The following is a 19,695-nucleotide window of genomic DNA, read 5'->3' on the forward strand; positions in this document are numbered from 1 at the left end:
TATCTCCTCTTAAATCATCTTCAGTTTTTCATCAACTGCTATTTTTTTGCAGGTTTTACTTCCATATTTATAAATAAAAATGGTTTTATCCAATGATATATTCCCATATTTTTCATTTATACTTTCACAGTTCATAAAATCCCTTACATATTTTTCTGATATATCTTCTTTAGATAAGGCCTCTCTAAAAGTCATCTCTACAACATCTCTTGGCAAGTCATTAATAAAATATTTTATTACCAGAGAGTTGTGTTTTAAGAACAATATTTTTTTATTTTCATCTATATTTGAAATGAACTTTATAGCAGCTTCATTTTCCGTAATGGCCAATATCTCCGCCTTTGTAGTTGCATTTTCTATATATCTTAAAGTCTCATAATTTTTTTCTATAGCTAAAAGTTGTATTTTTTCAATTGGATTGTCTATAAATCTTATAGAGTCATAATCTCTCTCTATAGCCAATTTTTGTAATTCAACACTGGGATTTTTAGCATATTTTATTGCATACCCCTTTTGCGAAATAGCAAGCTTTATTAATTCTTCACAAGGGTTTTGAATAAAGTCTAAAGCATTCCAGATTTTTGACACAACATATTTTTGCATATCATAGGTTGGATTTTCTATAAACTCAATGGCCATACAATTATTTTTTATTGCCATGTCTTGCATCTCTTTTGTAGGATTTTTTATATAACGTATCATTATCCCATCTTTTTTTATAGCCCTAATTTTCATTTCTTCACTAAGCTCTTTAATATTTTTTATAATAATTGGGTTACTATCTATCATTTGAAGAATTTTATCATCTGTCATAAAACTTCACCTCTATACTAGGCATATTCAAAAAGCAACTATTCATTAATCTAGTATTTTTTTATAACTGCCTTATTAATTTAATACAATTATACCATAAAAAAGAAAAGTATAAATAGTTGTTAACCGTCCCCAACTATTTTCGTCCCCACTATTTCATATTTTACAATTTTAATATAATTTTAATATTTTTTTGTAAACTAAAAAAAGAGATATTTCTATCTCTTTTATAAACGAACCAAAATTTTAAAATTTATAATCCAAGGTACCGTTGCCCCAATTTTTGCACCTATCTTTATGATAGGTGGGTGTCCTCAGAGATGTTTAGCAGTCCTTGCCACTTAAATATTGGTCTTATAGGCCTAATATGCATCTAGATCTTGAACTCCCGTATTAATACTGTAGGTTGAAAATAAGAGCTTCACGAATATCCCAGAAATATAGATTTATATAAAATTTTTAAGTAAGTTTAGTTACTATCTATTAATTTTATTATATCAGAATTAAAATAAAATTCAATAGTAAATTAAGGTTTTTATAAAAAAATTTATTGATAATATGATATAAAATATAATACATTCTCACTTATTCTTTATTTTATTAAATGCTATGCAATAATACCTTGTTTTTTTAAGCATGTTTTCGAATATTCATTTGATGGTAGGGTCTCAAACTCTTTTTGCATTTTCTTCATAGTTTTTAATATAACAACATCAGCAATATTCATGCCTTCTGAAGATAAAACTCCTAAATTCATAATTGTATCTTCTGCAGTTTCTGCCACAATTCCATTTCTTGCCGGTACAATAGAACCATTTATAGCCAAAACTGCGGACTGCACAGCAACTGATGCAGATGTGGAAAGTTTTAATGCACATCCTTCTTTTGCACCATCACATATCATACCGCTTGTATTTGCAAGGGTGTTCTTTATAACGCCATCTATTTGCTCTTCACTCGCACCCATTAACCATGCTATAGCTACCCCTGAACCAGTTCCAGCTGCAACACCACAAGCACAAAGCGCTGATAATCTTCCTATATAATGTTTTATATAGCTATTCATAATATGACTTATTGCAACTGCTTTAGCCAGTTTTTCATCAGTCACATTAAATTTATTTTTGTACGCTACTAATGGTAAAATCGCTGTAAGCCCATTATTTCCACTTCCGTTACTACTCATAACAGATAAATTTATTCCGGACATTCTAGCATCGCTAGCAGCTGCAGTTAGCATCATTGAAGAAGTCATTAAGTCCTCACAAAGAACCCCTTGCTCCATACCTTTCTTAAGACTAAATCCAACTCCCATGCCCATTTTTTCTTTAAGTCCAATTTTAGCTATAGCCTCATTCATCACTACTCCATCTAACATAAAAGCAATATCTTCATGAGGAATTTTCTCAATTTCCTTTATAATTTCTCTTATTTTTAAACCATATAAAATATTTTTTCCCACATTGCTTTTTTTATCTTCTTTTCTTAAATCTAAAAGGACTTCTCCTAGTCTTTCAATATAAACAAATCTATTATGTTTTCCGCTTATGATCACACTACAATTGCCTTTGTCTGTCACAAGATTTACTTCTACATAAATCTTGTCTTCAGTATCTTTAATGTCCAATGATACTTTTCCACTATGCAAAAGTTCTTTCGCAAGTTGTACTTGCCTTTCATTAATTCCTTCAAGTACTCTTAAATCCTTTTCACTTTCTCCACCAATAAACCCAAGGGCCGCTGCGATATGAAGCCCAACTTCCTTTGTATTTGGTATACCAACTGATAATCCATTTTTATATATGTTAGGACTAACAAAAACTTCTGCACTCTCTATATAATTAAAGGTCATTAATTCTTTAGCCTTTGCACAAGCAAGCGCAACAGCTACTGGCTCAGTACATCCCATGGCAGGAACTACTTCTTCTTTCAGTGTTTCAACTATAAGATTTCTTAATTTCATAAAATCACTCCCTCTATGTATTAGCCTACTGTAGGCTATAGTACTATGCATTCCAATAAGATCCATCAAATATACCAAAAACTTATGTGTTTCTTATGAATGTTCTTTTTTTGCAGATGCCTAATACATATTAAAGCAATATTCATGCCAAAAAAATAATACTTGGAATAGCCCTTTCAATATTGTTTTTCTCATAATGATAAAATCTAAGTAAAAACAGTATCAAAATGAGATTTATTTCTCATTTTGATACTGTTCTATTTTATATTCTTTTAATTTTCTATATAGTGTTGCTCTGCTTAATTCTAAAGCCTCCGCTGCCTTTGTAATCGCTTGTTTGCTATGTCCAAAATGTTCTAAAGCTTTTAAGATTTCTTTTTTCTCTAATTCCTTAATAGGTATAATCCCTATATTTTGATTGATTTCTAAAGTAGCTGGTGAAACTTTCAACCGCTTAGGCAAATCGTCACATTTTATAACTGAACTACCACACATATTTACCGCATATTCTATGGTGTTTTCCAGTTCACGTACGTTCCCTGGCCATTGGCAGTTCACAAAAATATCTAATACCGCATCCTCTATTTTACTTATATGCTTTTCTAGCTTAAGGTTGCATTTTTCCAAAAGATAATCCACAAGAACCACTATATCATCTTTTCGTTCCCTTAATGGAGGTATATTAAGTGGAATTACATTCAATCTATAAAACAAATCTTGCCTAAACTCTCCTTCCAATACTTTTTTTTCTAAATCTTTATTTGTAGCTGCAATAATTCTTACATCTATAGGAATGGATTCTTTTCCGCCAATCTTTTCAATAACATATTCCTGCACTACCCTTAAAAGTTTAGTTTGAAGATGAATAGGCATATCTCCAATTTCATCCAAAAATATAGTTCCCTTATTTGCCAGTTCAAATTTCCCTGCCTTGCCTCCTCTTCTCGCTCCTGTAAATGCTCCATCTTCATATCCAAAAAGCTCACTTTCTAGTAATCCTTCTGGAATAGCTGCGCAATTTATTGGAATAAAAGGCCCCTTAGCTCTAGCACTATAAAAGTGAACAGCCCTTGCAAATAATTCTTTTCCCGTTCCACTTTCTCCCTGAATAAGTACTGTAGAAGTAGATTTAGAAGCTTTTTTGGCTTCTATTTTAACCTGCTCTAAACAAGAACTACTACCTATAATACTGTCAAAAGAAGTAACTATAGTCCCTGTAGTCATGCGGTTTACTGTTTTTAACAAATCAGAAATATTACTAAAAGAACATACGATGCCAAAGCTTTTATCACCAATACTAATAGGCTTTGCATCAAAAACGCCTCTAAAATGGTGGTCATTCCTATTATAAGTGAATTCTTTGTTTTTTAAATTCTTATGTTCATCAATAAGCAGATCAAAATCTAGACTACCGATAATTTTTTTTATATTGGTATTTAAAATTTGATTTCCCTGGAGCTTAAAAAGCTCCGCTGCTTTAGTATTATAATGAAGAATATTTCCTGCGTGATCCGCTGCTATAATTCCTCTATCTACAGCATCAAGAACTATCTCAAGTTCACTTACTAAAAGCTTTATTTGCTCTGTATTTTCCTGTTCTAATAGCTTTGATGATATTAAGTCCGCCATTCTATTTAAAAAATTCATTAGGTTTTCTTTATTGTTAATAATAGCATCCCGTTGCTCTTCTTCAAACGCAATAAGCCCAATTACTCCAACAGTGTCCTTTCCTACATGAATTGGACAACAGACCTCTGCAAATTCCTCACAATTGTGTGCATTCTCACATTCTAAGCATGTAAAATGTTGCCCTGGATTTTCAATAATAAAACTTTCTCCACGAGTTAAAGAAAAACCAAAAGCAGATTTTTCATTTACTTTTTCACCAATACAATTTCTATATCTTCCAGTACCTGCTATTCTATTATAATTATTATCTACAACAGTCACATCTACCCTTATGACACTTGATATTGCCTCAGAAATTTTCTGAACATTTGAAACAATTTTTATCAAATCCATCTTTATCATCCTTTTGCTTTTTACTTAGATTCACACTCATTATATATCTGCTGCCACCCACGTGGCAAGTGGCAAGTTTCTTGCCATGCCCAGAGCTGGGGAGATCTGGGGACAGTTAACAACTAATTAAATTATTTCATTTAAAAGCCGGGGACAGTTAACAACCAATTAAACTATTTCATTTAAATTTTCTAGAATTAATACAAATTATAAATTTGGACACAATATTATTGAAGGAAGGTGTTGTTTCCATGAATGAGGGACTAATAGTACTAGTGAGAGGAGTAATCGGGTTTTTTACCTTATTGATATTTACCCGTATTCTCGGCAAGCAGCAGGTCAGTCAACTGACTTTTTTTGATTATGTAGTTGGTATAACTATAGGCTCTACCGCCTCCTCTCTAACTACAGATTTAACTAGTAGAGCTTGGCCTCATTGGGTAGGCCTGTTTACTTGGACTGCTTTATGTTTAATTTTACAATTAATAACCCTTAAATCAAAAACTGCTGAAAAGTACCTAGATGGACAGGCAACCATTGTTATTATAAACGGAAAAATACTTGAAGAATCCATGAAAAAATTTCGATACACCATAGGCGACCTTCTATCACAGTTAAGAGATAAAGGTATTTTCGACTTAGAGCAAGTGGCTTACGCAATCCTGGAAAAAGACGGTCAACTATCCATCTTAAAAAAGCCTGAATGTGATCCAGTTACCCCAAGGGATTTAAATATTAAAACTTCCGCTGCTAGTATTGATTTTGAAGTAATTTATGATGGATCTATTGTGCCAGATAACTTAGAAAGCATACATCGGAGTGAAAAGTGGCTAATGACTAAATTAAAAAAGAAAGGTATAAGTGATGCTTCTCAAGTGTTCTTAGCTACCTACAATGCAACCAGTGGCTTACATATAGATCTTTATGATGATCATATGAAAGATAATAATAAATAAAGTATAAAGGAGTAAATTAAAGTTATGAAAAAATTTATATCCTATTCTATACCAATAGTTACTTTAGCAATATTTGTATTATTAATGTTAGGCAGTAATTATTTTAAAAAACCTCACAATTCCTCAGAAGATGTGGTTGCTCTTGTAGAATTATCTATAGAACATGCAAAAGTTGAAAAATGGGATATGCTTCAGCAAGATATCGCAAGTATAGACTTTGCCTGGAAAAAAATAATACCTCGCATTCAATTTAGTGTTGAGCGGGATGAAATATATAATATAAGTTTAAATATAGCTAGACTTCACGGCTCCATAACCGCTGAAGATAAACCCAGCACTCTAATAGAATTAAATGAGATTGTTGAAAATTGGGAGGAACTAACGCGATAGTTTATACTGTTCTTTTAAATCAAAAGATTTTTTCTTATATTATGCTATAACTAAAAGTATATATTGCTAGCATAATATAAGAAAAAAAGAGTTTGTTTTGAAAATAAACATTATACTTTCTATATCCCAATCCTTTTAAGAGAATCTTTTATAGTCGCAAATACAAAAATCAATTGATATTTTATACAAAATTTGATACTATTTGTAATGTAACATTCTTATTTAGGAAGTGATAATATGCGCATTGGATTCAATAATTATGAAAAGGACACAAAACTCTGTGCAAAGTCTGTAAGTATGGCTTGGGCGAGTTTGCACAGAGACATAGATCTCGCCTTTAATAATTAAAACTCATACATGTACAGGCTTTGTTTCCTTATTAAAATATAATTTTAAGGAGATGAGCTTTGTGAATTATGTAAATGCTGGAGTAATTTTACCTGATAATTTAGTTGTTGAAATTCAAAAGTACATTCAAGGTGGATATTTATATGTTCCATCTCAAGGTCAAACAAGAAAAAAGTGGGGAGAAAATTCAGGAAATCGAGATTTTATAAAAAACAGAAATCAAGATATATGTGTAAGGCATAAAAAAGGGTATACAATCAAAGTTTTAGCTAAGGAATTTTTCCTCTCAATTGATAGTATTAAAAAAATTGTATATACAAAAGGTTCGTAGATTAAAAGCTACTGCTCTCACATTGGGGGTGGTAGCTTTTATTGTGTAAAAAACAATGCAGAAAAGTTCTTCCCCTTTTGCTTCATAGGGTACTAAGTTAAAATTATCGTATATAGTAATTCTTCAAACACTATAATTTTATAAAATATATAAACAGAAGGTGAAGTTTAATGAGTATTAATTATAAAATAAATGAATATTTAGATGCGTATACTAAGCTATGGCCATTTAGTGGGGCCATTTTAGTAGTAAATAATGGACAAGTTATATTTAATAAAAGCTATGGTATGGCAAGCATAGAACACGGCGCTGCAAATACAACAAAAACAAAGTATAAAATTGCTTCTCTTACAAAACAGATTACCTGTATGGGCATTATGATCCTAAAGGAAAGAGGACTACTTAATGTTTACGATAGCCTGAAAAAGTTTTTTCCTGATTATCCAGAACTTGATGAAAGAATAACAATTCATCATTTAATGACACATACCTCTGGCCTTTGTAGTGATTTTTCAGTAGTTGACCCCTATCTTATGCTTGGGAAACGCTTATATACGCATAAGGAAGTATTTTACCTTTTTAAAGATATGCCTCTGGAATTCCAACCAGGTGAAGGTTGGAGCTATTGCTATTTTGGGTATTATTTACTTGGTGTTATAATTGAACGAGTTTCAGGAAAGTCTTATATTGAATTTTTAAAAGATAATATTTTCAAGCCTTTAGGAATGAATAATACTGGTCTTGATGACTACATTTAGATTCTTCCTAATAAAGCAAGTGGATATTATGTAAGTATGGAAAAGTTAATATGCAGCGAAATAGATACAATGAGTGTTTTTTCAGCAGGAGCCATCTATTCTACTGTAGAAGACATGCTCTTGTGGGATCAATCCCTATACAGTGAAAAACTTGTATCAAAAGACACAATGAATGAGATTTTCACACCCTACAAAGAAAACTATGGGTACGGCTGGATGATAGATAAAAACCACAATCGTAAAAGGGTTCACCATAGTGGTGGTGGGAGCGGCTTTAGCCACCAATTCCATAGATATATAGATGATAAAGTTACCATTCTTGTATTGAGTAATTATGGATTTTCCAATTCATTTAATATTAATGAAAACATTGCAAAAATAGTTTTTGATGAGGAGTGTTATATACCCTCAAAGCCTATAGAATTTGATTTGGATCTAAATGTTTATGATAGTTATGTTGGTATATATGAAGAAGATGGTTTTATACTTGAAGTTAAAAGAGATGAAGATAACCTATATTTTATACAAAACAATAAATGGGTAATGCCCATTTATCCAATATCTGAAAACACATTCCATCACATTTGGATAGATCAGGAGTATATTTTCGAAAAAAATATTAAGGGAGAGGTTTATTTTGATGGAATTAAGAAGAAGATTAATATTTAATATGCAGTGAAAGTTAATTAAAATAGTAATGGGACATTCCTTTGGTGGACTATGTGTACAGTAATACGCAAAAATGTATCCTAACAAATTAAAAAGCATAATTCTGCTTGACTCTACTTCTTATAACTTTAAGCAGTTGTACATTAAAGCAAAATTTATAGGCTTGCATTATGAGCGCATTTTTTGAAACAAGTTCTTTTTTTCTTAGATTATGCTAACAAAAGTATAGATTGCGCAGAATGCATTTGAGCAAGCCTTAGCAATTAAAATAAATTTTAGAATTACTTGGCAAAGCGAAAGCGTTCTAGCAATCTATACTTTTAGTTATAACATAATATAAGAAAAGATTTCCTGTTCAATTTAAAATGAACTCTTCTTAACCACATGAAGCTCATGTAATGCTCTAGTTGCCATCACATATCTAAGTTTATCCTCTTGCTTATATTGCTCTGCGGAAGCATTTGGACCTTCTAATAGCATGATAACTGCATCAAATTCAAGACCCTTAGCAAAATAGGATGGAATAACCACAATTCCACTATGGTAAACTGCATTTTCATTGCTAATAATTTTAATCTTAGCAATGCCTTTAATTAGCTTAAATATTTTTTCTGTTTCACTTATATCTTTACATATAATTGCAATATTTTCATAAGCCTTGCTTTTAAAATCTTCAACCTTTTGTACTATATAGTTTGTAAGTTCATCCTTATCAAAAATTGATTTTTCTGTTACGGCTTCACCATTTCTTACTATAGGAACAATAGGCTCTGTGCTCAAATATTTATTAGCATACTCCATTATTTCCACTGTAGATCTGTAACTAGTATTTAGTTTAAACTCCTGAACATTACATTGTGGAAGTATATTTTTCAAGTCATGCATAGGAAGTCTTCCCTCATATGGAATAATTCGTTGATTACTATCTCCAACTATGGTTAAGGAAGTACACCTTGTTAATTCTTTTATTACTAAGAATTGAAGTTGATTATAATCCTGAGCTTCATCTATTACTACATGTTTGATTTCTTCTGAAATTTTTATTCCCTCTAACCTATTTTTAAAATACAATATACCGCCTAAATCATTTTCTGTTAATCTTTTATAGCCATTAATTTTGTTGTATAAATCAACACAATTTCCATTTTCAAGCCAAATAAGATTCCTTTTTAACTTAATTACTTCTTTAATAACTTCACGTATTTTAAGTTTTCTATTAAACTCTAAATCATTTACTTTAAAGCTCTTTTCTTCCTCAGATAATGAAGACACAGTTTTTTCATATTCCTTTTGTATAAGTCTAACTTTTTCATCTCTAGCATCACTAATCTTAGAATAAATAATTCTTTTAATTTTCTTACTTCTCCTAAATAATGGCATAGTTTTATAATAATTATAAAACATTTCCATTATATCTTCTTTAGATAATATTACCTCATTCATAAAAAATAAATCTTCTATTTTAAAGTATTCACTATCTAATTTTTCTACTGCATCATCAAGGAAATTTTTATACTCTATAGAATTTTTGTACATAATGTCCTCTGTAAATTCACTTTCTCCACTAAGCACTTTTTCCATATATTCTTTTAGACTCATCACTTCTTCAATTTCCAAAATATCAAAGGCGAAGTCTCTAAATGTTGTTTGTTTAACACCTGATTCTCCAAGACTTGGAAGCACTAAAGATATATACTCCATAAATACATTGTTTGGTCCGAGTATTAAAACCTTATCTTGAAGTATTTTCCTGTAATTATAAAGTAGATAAGCTACTCTATGAAGAGCAATAGTAGTTTTCCCACTTCCTGCCACACCATCCACTACAATAGTTTTGGTTCTTGGTTGTCTTATTAAATCATCCTGTTCCTTTTGTATTGTCATTATTATATCTTTTAACTTTTCTGAAGCATTGCTACTAAGCACCATTTGAAGTATCTCATCTTTTATATCTAGCGCTGAGTCAAACATACCCATAAGTTTTTCTTTTTTTATAATATATTGCCTCTTAGCTAAAATATTCACTAGCATCTTTTCTTTAGGCGCTTCATAAAAAGCTTCCCCTAGAGCTCCGGTATAAAATAAGGATGCAATCGGTGCTCTCCAATCTACTATTAGTGGTTCAAATGTATTCTCTGGCGTAACTCCAAATCTTCCTATATACATTTCATTAATACCATAATCTTCTTCTGAAAAATCAATTCTTCCAAAATAAGGAGAACTCTTTAGTTGAGTTAACTCTTTAAGTCTTCTATCAATAGTTTTAAAGGCTTCTTCCTTGACATATATCTCATGATCAAAATATTCTATTACCATATCCTCATCATCTCTATAGTCTTCAATTACTTTTTTCCTATATTCTAAAATATATTTTGTAATTTCTTTTCTCTTTTCAATATATTTTAAAATTTCTTCACTAATGATTTCAATATCCACTTTTAGTTTTTCTTCTTCTATATTAAATTCTAATTGCTTTTTTAATTCCACTTCTATGAGACTAGCGTCCATATCATATTTATTATTATTCAAAACTATCACCCCATTTCAATGGTTATATTTTTATAAAATTTCATGCCATCCAATAACATCTGAAATACCAAGGCCAGGACCATCATTAATAGTTATTCTATTTCCTGTAATACATGCCCCTCCAATTATCGAATCATTCTCAAATAACAACATAGTATCTAGGTCTGCTTTAATCATATTAGATTTTGATGCCGCAAAACTAGTTGCTGCTGTTATGCCCATTCTGCTTTCTAGCATACATCCCATCATGCATCTTATACCCATATTTTCTGCCATGTTGTATATTTTTATTGCATTATTAATTCCTCCACACTTCATAAGCTTTATGCTTATAAGGTCTGCTGCTCTTCTTTCAATTATCTTAAAGGCATCTGAAGGCCCAAAAACTGCTTCATCTGCAAGAATCTTTGTTTCCACATTGTCTGTAACATATTTTAGTCCATCTATATCCCAAGCATTAACTGGTTGCTCAACAAACTCAATGTCTAGTCCCATATCTTCAAATTTTCTAATAATACTTACAGCTTCTTTGGGTCTCCAACCTTGATTAGCATCTACCCTTATTTTTATCCCTCGTCTTACTGCTTTTCTTACAGCTTTTACTCTCTCTATATCATGTTCTAAATCATTCCCAATTTTTACTTTTAAATATGTATACCCTTGCATTACAGCTTCTAGGGATTTTCCTACCATTTGTTCTACAGTATCATTTGCTATTGTAAGATCTGTAGTTAATGAAGTTTTGTATCCTCCCAAAAATTTATAAAGTGGCACTCCATAATTTTTACAAAGCAAATCATATATAGCCATATCAATAGCAGCTTTCGCACTATTATTTCCATGAATTGAATTATGAATTACTTTCATAATTTCTTCAAGATTATCAATGTCCAGGCCTAGAATTTCTGGCTTAATATAGTTTATTGCTCCAATAATTGAATTCTCTGTTTCTCCAGTTATAGAAGGAGTCGGCGCTGCACTACCATAGCCTATTTCTCCTGTATCTGTAATCATTTTTATAACTATTTCATCAGAAAATGTAAGAAATCTCTTTCCTACTCTATATGGTTTTTTCAAAGGAGTAGTAATTTTACCAATTTTAATTTCTTTTATTTTCATAATTATCCCTCGCTAAAATTATAATATTTTTTATAGTATTTAACTTGTTCCTAATATTATATTATACCTCTATATCCATTTTAATTCTACAATTTTGCTATTAATTAATTTTTAAAATACTAAGGCCTACATCTTATTTTATAAGATATAGGCCTATAAGTTATATGATTTCCACCAAAACATACATCATATTTTATAAGAGGTATGTTATTTTGCTAATTCATATAATGCGTGAGCATATATTTTTGCATTTTTAATTAAATTATCAATAGTGATATATTCATTTTTCTTATGAATAGTGTCTGGTTCTCCTGGGAACATTGGTCCAAATGCTACAGTGTTAGGCATTTCTTTAGCATAAGTTCCTCCACCTATAGATACTAATTTAGCTTCTTTTCCAGTTTGCTCAGTATAGACCTTTTGAAGTGCTTTAATAATTGGGCTCTCTGGTGAAAAATATAATGGTTCTTGATGAACAAATTTTTCTACTCTTATTCCAGTTCCCTCTATTCTATTATTAAATGGATTCATCATATCTTCTAATTTGTTTGTTACAGGATATCTTAAATTCAAGGTCATTGTAGCTGAATTTTCATCCATACGTACAACTCCAACATTAAAAGATAATTTTCCTGAATTCTCATCTTCGAGACAAACTCCAAAAGACTCTCCGTGTGTTTCCATACCTATGTTCTTATTTAAAAATCCAACAAATTTTGACACATCGTTTGTTCCAAAATCCACAGTTCCAAGGAAAGCAAATAATTGCATTATGGCATTGACTCCAATTTCTGGTGTACTTCCATGAGCTGCTTCACCTACAGATTTAATTATTACCACATCTTCTTTAACCTCTGCTGAAAGCTTGTAATTCATTTTTTTCGCAAAAGTATCTAATGCATTAATAATGTTTTTTGCGTCTTTAGCTACAATTCCTGCCTCGCAATAATCAGGTACTATATTAGCTACTTGACCACCCTTGATATATTTAATGTGGTTTTCACTTGAATTCTTTTTATTGAAATCTTTTACAATGTTGAAAATAGTTATACCTTTTTCTCCATTGATTATTGGATAGTCTGCATCTGGTGTAAAACCAGCAACTGGTGCTTTTTCTTTTTCTAAATAATATTCAAGTTCCTTGCTTCCTGTTTCTTCATTAGTTCCAAATAAAACTCTAATTCTTTTAGACACAGGCAATTTTGCATCTTTAATTGCTTTTAATCCATATAATGTTGCCATTATTGGTCCTTTATCATCTGTAGTTCCACGTCCGTACATTTTTCCATCATGAATTTCTGCACCATATGGTGGATAAATCCATCCTTCGCCTTCTGGAACTACATCCAAGTGACCTAGGGCTAAAACATAATCTTCACCTTGTCCGTACTCTGCATATCCAACATAACCATCTAAGTTAACTGTATGAAAACCTAAATTTTTTGCAGTATTTAAAGCACATTCTAATGATTTAGCTACACCTTCGCCAAAAGGCATGCCAGGTTTTGGTTCACTTTCTACACTCTTAATTCTTATGACTTCTTGGGTAGACTTAACAATATCCTCTTTCATAGCGTCAATTAATTTATTTAATTCCATATTCGTTTCCCTCCATTTATAGTCCACATTAAACCTACTAATGTGGTTTATTTAGATATGATATATATTATTATTTTTCAAAAGTAATCCATCCCTTTCGAGATAAATACCTTAGAAACATAATTAATCTATTAATATAATTCTCTTCTACTTTTTCTTTGTTTTTTTATTAAACATACATTTAACCTACAAAATGGCTAAGAGCCATAACGGATCTTAACTTATATTTTTATCTTTATTATTTCTTGATTTTAATGTTATATACCATGTCTAATTATAGCACTATATGGTTTTTTTGTCTATTTTTGTAGCAAATAGGTAGATTCCTAATGCATACTATCAGTTCAAAAAGCATATTTCAAAAAAAAACAAAAGAACAGATGTACAAACTTTCATTCATACTCTGCTCTTTTCTTATTTAAATTTTCCAAATCTGCTAAAAGGACTAATTATAAATCTTGCTTTGCCCATTATATCTTTCTTCGGTATAAAAGGATTCACCCAATATCTTGCATCTGAAGAGTTTATTCTATTATCTCCCATAAAAAAATAACTGTCTTCTGGCACTTTAAATTTTACTCCTGCTTTGCCACCTGGATTTTTAACATAGCTCTCGTCTATTTTCTCCTTATTTATGTACAGTGACCCATCGTCTCTAATTTCAACTTCATCATTGGGTAGTCCTATAAGTCTCTTTATTAAATCTTCATTTAATTCATCAGAATGGAATACTACTATATCCCCATGTTTAAGGTTTTTCTTGTTATGAACTCTCGTTACTAAAATCTTATCATCTAGGTTTATAGTTGGTAGCATTGACCCAGTTGGAACAGACACGTTAAAGAAAATAACCTTATTTATGATAAATGCTATTATAATTGCTGCCAGTATTGGCAATATCCAATCTTTAAATACTTTTTTTATAATATCCATGATTATCTCCTCTCAATTCTAACACATTAATATTTTATCACAATATTTACAATATAGCAGTATTTAAAATTTAGTATATGTAAACAATTCTTAAACTTTTAGTGCTTTGACGACATAACCTATAAAATTATTAAAGCCCCTAGCATTTTAGCGTGCTAAGAGCTTTATTTATAAAATTCCTCTACATTGGTAAATATTTCCCCTTTTCATCAACTTGCCTTATTGGATCAGTATCTATTGCCTCAAGGTTATCATCCCATAAATATTTTTTAGTTTCACTAATAATTACAGGGCTGAGCAATATTAAAGCAATTAAATTTGGCAATGCCATTAATCCATTAAATATATCTGCTAAATTCCAAACTAGATTAAGTGAGAAAACTGAACCAACATAAACAAATATAACCCAAAGTATTCTATAAGGAAGGATTGCTTTTTTACCAAGTAAGTACTCAATTGCCTTTTCTCCATAGTATGACCAACCAAGTATAGTTGAAAATACAAATGTTAAAAGTCCAATTGTTAAAATTATAGGTCCTACCACAGGAATAGCCGCGAATGCGCCTTTAGTAAGTGCAGCACCCTCTAAACCTTCTTTCCACAACCCTGAATTTACAATAACTAAGCCTGTCATTGCACATACAACAACCGTATCCCAAAAAGTCCCTGTTGCTGAAACTAAAGCTTGCTTAACAGGATTTCTTGTTTGTGCTGCAGCTGCAACTATTGGGGCACTACCAAGACCTGATTCATTTGAGAAAAGTCCTCTTGAAATACCATATCTCATTGCCATCATAACTCCTGCTCCAGCAAATCCACCAGCTGCAGCTTGAGGTGAGAAAGCCTCCCTAAATATTAGGGCTATTGTGCTTCCAATAGTTTTGTATCCCATTACAAGAAGTATAATACATCCAATAACATAAAATATTGCCATGAATGGAACTAGAATATCGCAAACCTTAGCTATTTTCTTTATTCCACCCAATATAACAACTGCTACTAATACAGCTATTACAAGTCCTGTAGCCCAAGTTGGAATTTTAAATGTTTCATATACCATTGATGATACGGAGTTTGCTTGTACCATACACCCAATACCAAAAGCTGCAATGGATGTAAATAATGCAAATAATACTCCTGCCCATTTTGCATTAAGTGCATGTTCTAGAACATACATTGGTCCACCTGCCATTGTACCATCTTTAGTTTTAACCCGATACTTAACAGATAATAAAGACTCAGAATACTTTGTAGCTATTCCAAATACACCTGTTAACCAGCACCAAAGAACTGCGCCTGGTCCCCCAAGACCAACTGCCGTTGCAACACCAACTATATTTCCCGTTCCTATAGTAGCTGCAAGTGCTGTGGTTAGAGCACTAAATTGACTTACATCTCCCACACCAAAATCATCTTTGGTTACAGAAAGTTTTATAGCCTTAAAAATGTAACGTTGAATAAATTTGAGCCTAAAAGTTAAAAATAGATGAGTGCCAAATAATAATACAATAAGTGGTATTCCCCATATCCAGCTATTAATTTGGGAAATTAGTTGACTAAATGACTCCATAAAAAATCCTCCTTTTATAGTTTTATCACTCTTATTATACATTATTTGGAATCTACAATAAATCAGAATTTTACGACAAATTATTTTATAAAACTTATCAAAAAAAAATATGTAATCTCAATTATGTTTAAACTTTTTCTTAAGTATTTGGTCAATATACTCTTTCGATTTCCAGTTCAACCCACCTATCTTAGTCATTTTCTTGCATTCAAGAATTATTTTTTTATTTCCTAGGTTAATAATGCCCATATAATGTTTTTGAGATATAGATTCCAATAATCTTTCATTTTTCGTAAATATTATTATACAAGTTTGTTCCGTCATGCTTTGATGATTTCTTTAACTCCATGAATAAGTTTAACTAATATTCTAAGCTTAAGTTTATATATAAGTAAAAACAACCTCCAATATTATAATTGGAGGTTGTTTTTAATGTAAATTTTTATACATATAATTTTATTGATTACTGCAACATCAAAAGTTAATTATCTATTTTCTTCAATAACCTGCTTGTACGCTTTTGTTCCAACGAAAATTTCGTCTTTTAATGGATTGAGTTTGTTTTTGCGGATCTTATTAAACTGATAAATTGCTAGTGCAGCATTTCCGCTTAAAGACACCAAACTTACGATAAAAAACGCAGTTGAATTATGTGTAGTAGCTACTGGAGCTATGCGATCTGCAAAGGAAGGTATCGTCATAACAAACATAATCCACAAGGCAAGTGTTTGTGCGCGATGCTGAAGCCACGCTCCTTTTTTGATAAAGAAAGCAGGTATTGTGCAGGAAAGCAACAATGCCAAACCACAGTAAAATGAATGATCCGCTATACAATTGTAGGTATAGGCGAAATTCCACAAATCATAAGCTATGATCCAAGGCCAAATCATGTCAGGCCAAATCATATCTTTTGTTTTGTCTTTAGAAATAAAAATACCAACCCATCCGCAGATGGTGACGATATTAAGTAATCCAGCTATACCATTCATGATATTCCATGGTCCTGACATTACCCAAAGGTTGTCTACATATGCTCCATTCCATGCCCCGTATGAAAAGCATTGGAAATCACGAATAGCTGCTTCAAATATATTAAGTGCCAATATAAATGCAGGAAAGCATAATACCCACTTCTTTTTAAGGAGTGATGGTATATAGCGAAGAGCCATAAACCCAAGACATCCTGCCAGAGCGGAATAAGTTTTTACCCAATTAAACCAAGTGCCTGTACCATATTCATTCCCTGGTGCTGCCGTTGTTGGCCAAACAAATATAGTTAGCCCTATAGGAACAATTAAAAAAAGTATAATCCCGCCCCATTTTGTAGAACGACCAAGCTCATTAAAAGCCATTAAAGCAAATACGACAAAAATTAAAATCCCCCAACTAGTAAAATTTGGTGTTTTGTACAAAAGACCCATAATACTTTCCCCCCATAAATTAATATTCGACATAACTCTAATACCCCTGTAAACACAAATCATTTAACGTATAAATGTTTGTGAACTTGGTGTCTATTCTTGTCGACAGGCATAATTATATTATATAATGTCTCGCGTGTCAAATACTTGAAACATGCCCAATTGTATCAATTAAAGTAAAAAAACTCAACGTCAAAATGAAATATAACTCTTAAATGATCTTTTACAAATACCTAAACCTGTTTAGTTCTCTATATTTGTTCTCACCTTTAACAAAAATCCCCCAGACTAATAGTCTGAGGGAACATAAAACACACTTAAATTTTTTCCTAAAATTCTCAACTTGCCACTTGCCACGTGGATGGCACCAACCTATTTTTTCTCTAACCTTGCAACACACTCAACGTGAGCCGTTTGAGGAAACATGTCCACAGGCTGAATCTCTAAAGTCTTATATCCAAGTTCATCTAAAATCCCAAGATCCCGAGCTAAAGTACCTGGATCACAAGAAACATAAACTATAGTTCTAGGTCCCATACTACTTATGGCTTCTAAAAGAATTTTATCACAACCCTTTCTTGGTGGGTCAACTACCACTACATCAGCCCGCACTCCAATACTTACAAGCTTTGGAATAACACTTTCTGCCTCACCTAATATAAATTCTGTATTATTTATCTTGTTTTCTTTTACATTTATTTTAGCATTTTTAATGGCTTCTGCTACTATCTCAACACCGTATACCTTTTTCGCTTTTTGAGATAGGAATAAGGATATAGTTCCTGTACCACAATAAGCATCCAGCACCACTTCTCCACCACTTAAGTTTGCATACTCTAGTGCTTTACCATACAACTTCTCTGTTTGAATTGAATTAACTTGAAAAAATGATAGTGGAGAAATTTCAAATTTAAATTCTCCTATATAATCAGTTATAGTATCTTTTCCCCATAGCGTTACACATTTTGCTCCCAGTATTACATTTGTTTTTTCACTATTAATATTTTGTACTACACTGACAAGCCCTTGAATCTTTTTAGTCATGGTGGCTATAAATTCTTCTTTATGTGGAATATTCTTACCATTGGTAACTAACACCACCATTACTTCTCCTGTTTTAAAGCCTTTTCTAATCATAATATGACGAAGCAATCCATTATGGTTTTCTTCATTATAACTTTGGATATTATACTCTTTTATCCATTGTTTTGTAAGCTTTACCACAACATCCGCTACCTTATCTTGAATATGACAGGTTTCCATGTTTATTATATCGTGGCTTCTTGCTGCATAAAAACCAATATCTATTGCTCCATTTTTATTAGACACAGGCAATTGAACCTTATTTCTGTAATTATAAGGATTTTCCATTCCTAGTGTAGGGTGCACTATTACATCTTCTAGTTTTCCTATCCTATTTATAACTTGTATTACTCTATTAGTTTTAAAATCTAATTGCCCTGTGTAATCTATATGTTGAAGATTACACCCTCCACAATTCTTATATATACTACAAACTGGCTCTATTCTACTGCTTGATGCTTCTATTATCTCTAATAATTTCCCAAAGGCAAAACTTTTAGAAATCTTAACAATTTTTATTTTTACTTTTTCACCTACTATTGCACCCGCTACAAAAACAGTAAAGTTATCTATCTTACCTACGCCTTCACCCTCATACCCCATATTATCTATAGTCATTATATAGTCCTCATTTTTTTCAACTGGAACAATATAATTATCAAATTTTTTATTACTTTTCATTATTTTTTCCTCCTACTTTTACCTTAAGTATAACTATTTTCTCATACTAAAGGCATCTTGAAAAAATAATTTCTTTCAAGATGCCTTTTATCATCATCTAAGAAAACCCTTGCACTTTACAATTTAAAAATGACCTTATTCTTGGAAGGTCTCACATTCTGTTTTTTCAATACTTAAAGCATCTTTACCGTACATTATAATATTATCCGCTAAACATAATTTTTTTTCATTATGTTTACAATTTTTAGCTTCACATCTAATCCTTGGACTCATCTCTATAGATTCACTATTAAATGCTTGTTTAAATTCACCTACTACATTCATATTAAGCACATTAACTAATGAATTCTTTAACCCCTTTTCAGCAAAATTCTCACACTGTGTTCCCTCACTACTATGGGCGCTTGATCCTGAAACATGGATAGTCCTAGCTGAACATATCGCTGATATGTTATTAACACAATTCATTGCGCTGCAACTTAAAACTCCGTTCATATTTATCCCTCCCAC

At 31.4% G+C, this 19,695-nt stretch carries 15 protein-coding genes, 1 other RNA gene and 1 pseudogene; 4 read left to right on the top strand and 13 right to left on the bottom strand.

Annotated elements, in window-relative coordinates:
- Positions 1–9: 9 nt before the first annotated feature.
- The 4 genes from ACREV6_RS08120 to ACREV6_RS08135 form a co-directional block, all read right to left on the bottom strand.
- On the bottom strand, positions 10–813 hold the full coding sequence (locus ACREV6_RS08120; protein WP_431577509.1) for a hypothetical protein: 804 nt from the start codon (positions 811–813) through the stop codon (positions 10–12).
- A gap of 253 nt (positions 814–1,066) precedes the next feature.
- Positions 1,067–1,255, bottom strand: a non-coding RNA gene (gene ssrS, locus ACREV6_RS08125) — 6S RNA.
- Between the two features lie 165 nt (positions 1,256–1,420).
- Positions 1,421–2,776 carry an L-cysteine desulfidase family protein gene (locus ACREV6_RS08130; protein WP_431577510.1) on the bottom strand — a complete coding sequence of 452 codons (1,356 nt, stop codon included), beginning with the start codon at positions 2,774–2,776 and terminating at the stop codon, positions 1,421–1,423.
- A gap of 234 nt (positions 2,777–3,010) precedes the next feature.
- On the bottom strand, positions 3,011–4,798 hold the full coding sequence (locus ACREV6_RS08135; protein ID WP_431577511.1) for a sigma-54 interaction domain-containing protein: 1,788 nt from the start codon (positions 4,796–4,798) through the stop codon (positions 3,011–3,013).
- Between the two features lie 251 nt (positions 4,799–5,049).
- On the opposite strand from ACREV6_RS08135, the gene ACREV6_RS08140 reads away from it, so the two are divergent.
- The 4 genes and pseudogenes from ACREV6_RS08140 (at position 5,050) to ACREV6_RS08155 (ending at position 8,250) form a co-directional block, all read left to right on the top strand.
- The gene (locus ACREV6_RS08140; protein ID WP_431577512.1) at positions 5,050–5,754 is read left to right on the top strand and encodes a DUF421 domain-containing protein; all 705 of its coding nucleotides are present in this window, start codon (positions 5,050–5,052) and stop codon (positions 5,752–5,754) included.
- Positions 5,755–5,778: 24 nt separating this feature from the next.
- Positions 5,779–6,144: a DUF4363 family protein gene (locus ACREV6_RS08145; RefSeq protein ID WP_431577513.1), complete on the top strand. Its 366-nt coding sequence runs from the start codon at positions 5,779–5,781 to the stop codon at positions 6,142–6,144.
- Positions 6,145–6,544: 400 nt separating this feature from the next.
- Positions 6,545–6,823, top strand: a complete 279-nt coding sequence (locus ACREV6_RS08150; protein ID WP_431577514.1) for a CD3324 family protein — start codon at positions 6,545–6,547, stop codon at positions 6,821–6,823.
- Between the two features lie 170 nt (positions 6,824–6,993).
- Positions 6,994–8,250, top strand: a pseudogene (locus tag ACREV6_RS08155) (serine hydrolase domain-containing protein).
- A gap of 360 nt (positions 8,251–8,610) precedes the next feature.
- On the opposite strand, the gene ACREV6_RS08160 reads toward ACREV6_RS08155, so the two are convergent.
- From ACREV6_RS08160 to ACREV6_RS08200, 9 genes are all read right to left on the bottom strand, one after another.
- Entirely contained in the window at positions 8,611–10,758 is a 2,148-nt protein-coding gene (locus tag ACREV6_RS08160) for a HelD family protein (RefSeq protein WP_431577631.1), read from the bottom strand.
- 51 nt (positions 10,759–10,809) lie between these two features.
- Complete coding sequence (locus ACREV6_RS08165; protein WP_431577515.1) at positions 10,810–11,898, bottom strand: dipeptide epimerase; 1,089 nt, start codon at positions 11,896–11,898, stop codon at positions 10,810–10,812.
- A 207-nt stretch (positions 11,899–12,105) separates the two neighbouring features.
- Positions 12,106–13,497, bottom strand: coding sequence for a dipeptidase PepV (gene pepV / locus ACREV6_RS08170; RefSeq protein WP_431577516.1), 1,392 nt, complete (start codon positions 13,495–13,497; stop codon positions 12,106–12,108).
- A 414-nt stretch (positions 13,498–13,911) separates the two neighbouring features.
- Entirely contained in the window at positions 13,912–14,430 is a 519-nt protein-coding gene (gene lepB, locus ACREV6_RS08175; protein WP_431577517.1) for a signal peptidase I, read from the bottom strand.
- A gap of 181 nt (positions 14,431–14,611) precedes the next feature.
- Positions 14,612–16,000 carry an alanine/glycine:cation symporter family protein gene (locus tag ACREV6_RS08180; RefSeq protein WP_431577518.1) on the bottom strand — a complete coding sequence of 463 codons (1,389 nt, stop codon included), beginning with the start codon at positions 15,998–16,000 and terminating at the stop codon, positions 14,612–14,614.
- A 117-nt stretch (positions 16,001–16,117) separates the two neighbouring features.
- Positions 16,118–16,324, bottom strand: a complete 207-nt coding sequence (locus ACREV6_RS08185; protein WP_431577519.1) for a hypothetical protein — start codon at positions 16,322–16,324, stop codon at positions 16,118–16,120.
- A gap of 161 nt (positions 16,325–16,485) precedes the next feature.
- Positions 16,486–17,421: a DUF5692 family protein gene (locus ACREV6_RS08190; protein WP_431577632.1), complete on the bottom strand. Its 936-nt coding sequence runs from the start codon at positions 17,419–17,421 to the stop codon at positions 16,486–16,488.
- 372 nt (positions 17,422–17,793) lie between these two features.
- Positions 17,794–19,185 (bottom strand): 23S rRNA (uracil(1939)-C(5))-methyltransferase RlmD, encoded by a 1,392-nt coding sequence (gene rlmD, locus ACREV6_RS08195; protein ID WP_431577520.1) that lies wholly within the window; start codon positions 19,183–19,185, stop codon positions 17,794–17,796.
- A gap of 135 nt (positions 19,186–19,320) precedes the next feature.
- Entirely contained in the window at positions 19,321–19,680 is a 360-nt protein-coding gene (locus ACREV6_RS08200) for a DUF1540 domain-containing protein (RefSeq protein ID WP_431577521.1), read from the bottom strand.
- Positions 19,681–19,695 lie beyond the last annotated feature (15 nt).

Origin of the sequence: Clostridium sp. (genome assembly GCF_050717515.1) — a bacterium.
Lineage (GTDB): Bacteria > Bacillota > Clostridia > Clostridiales > Clostridiaceae > Clostridium_AD.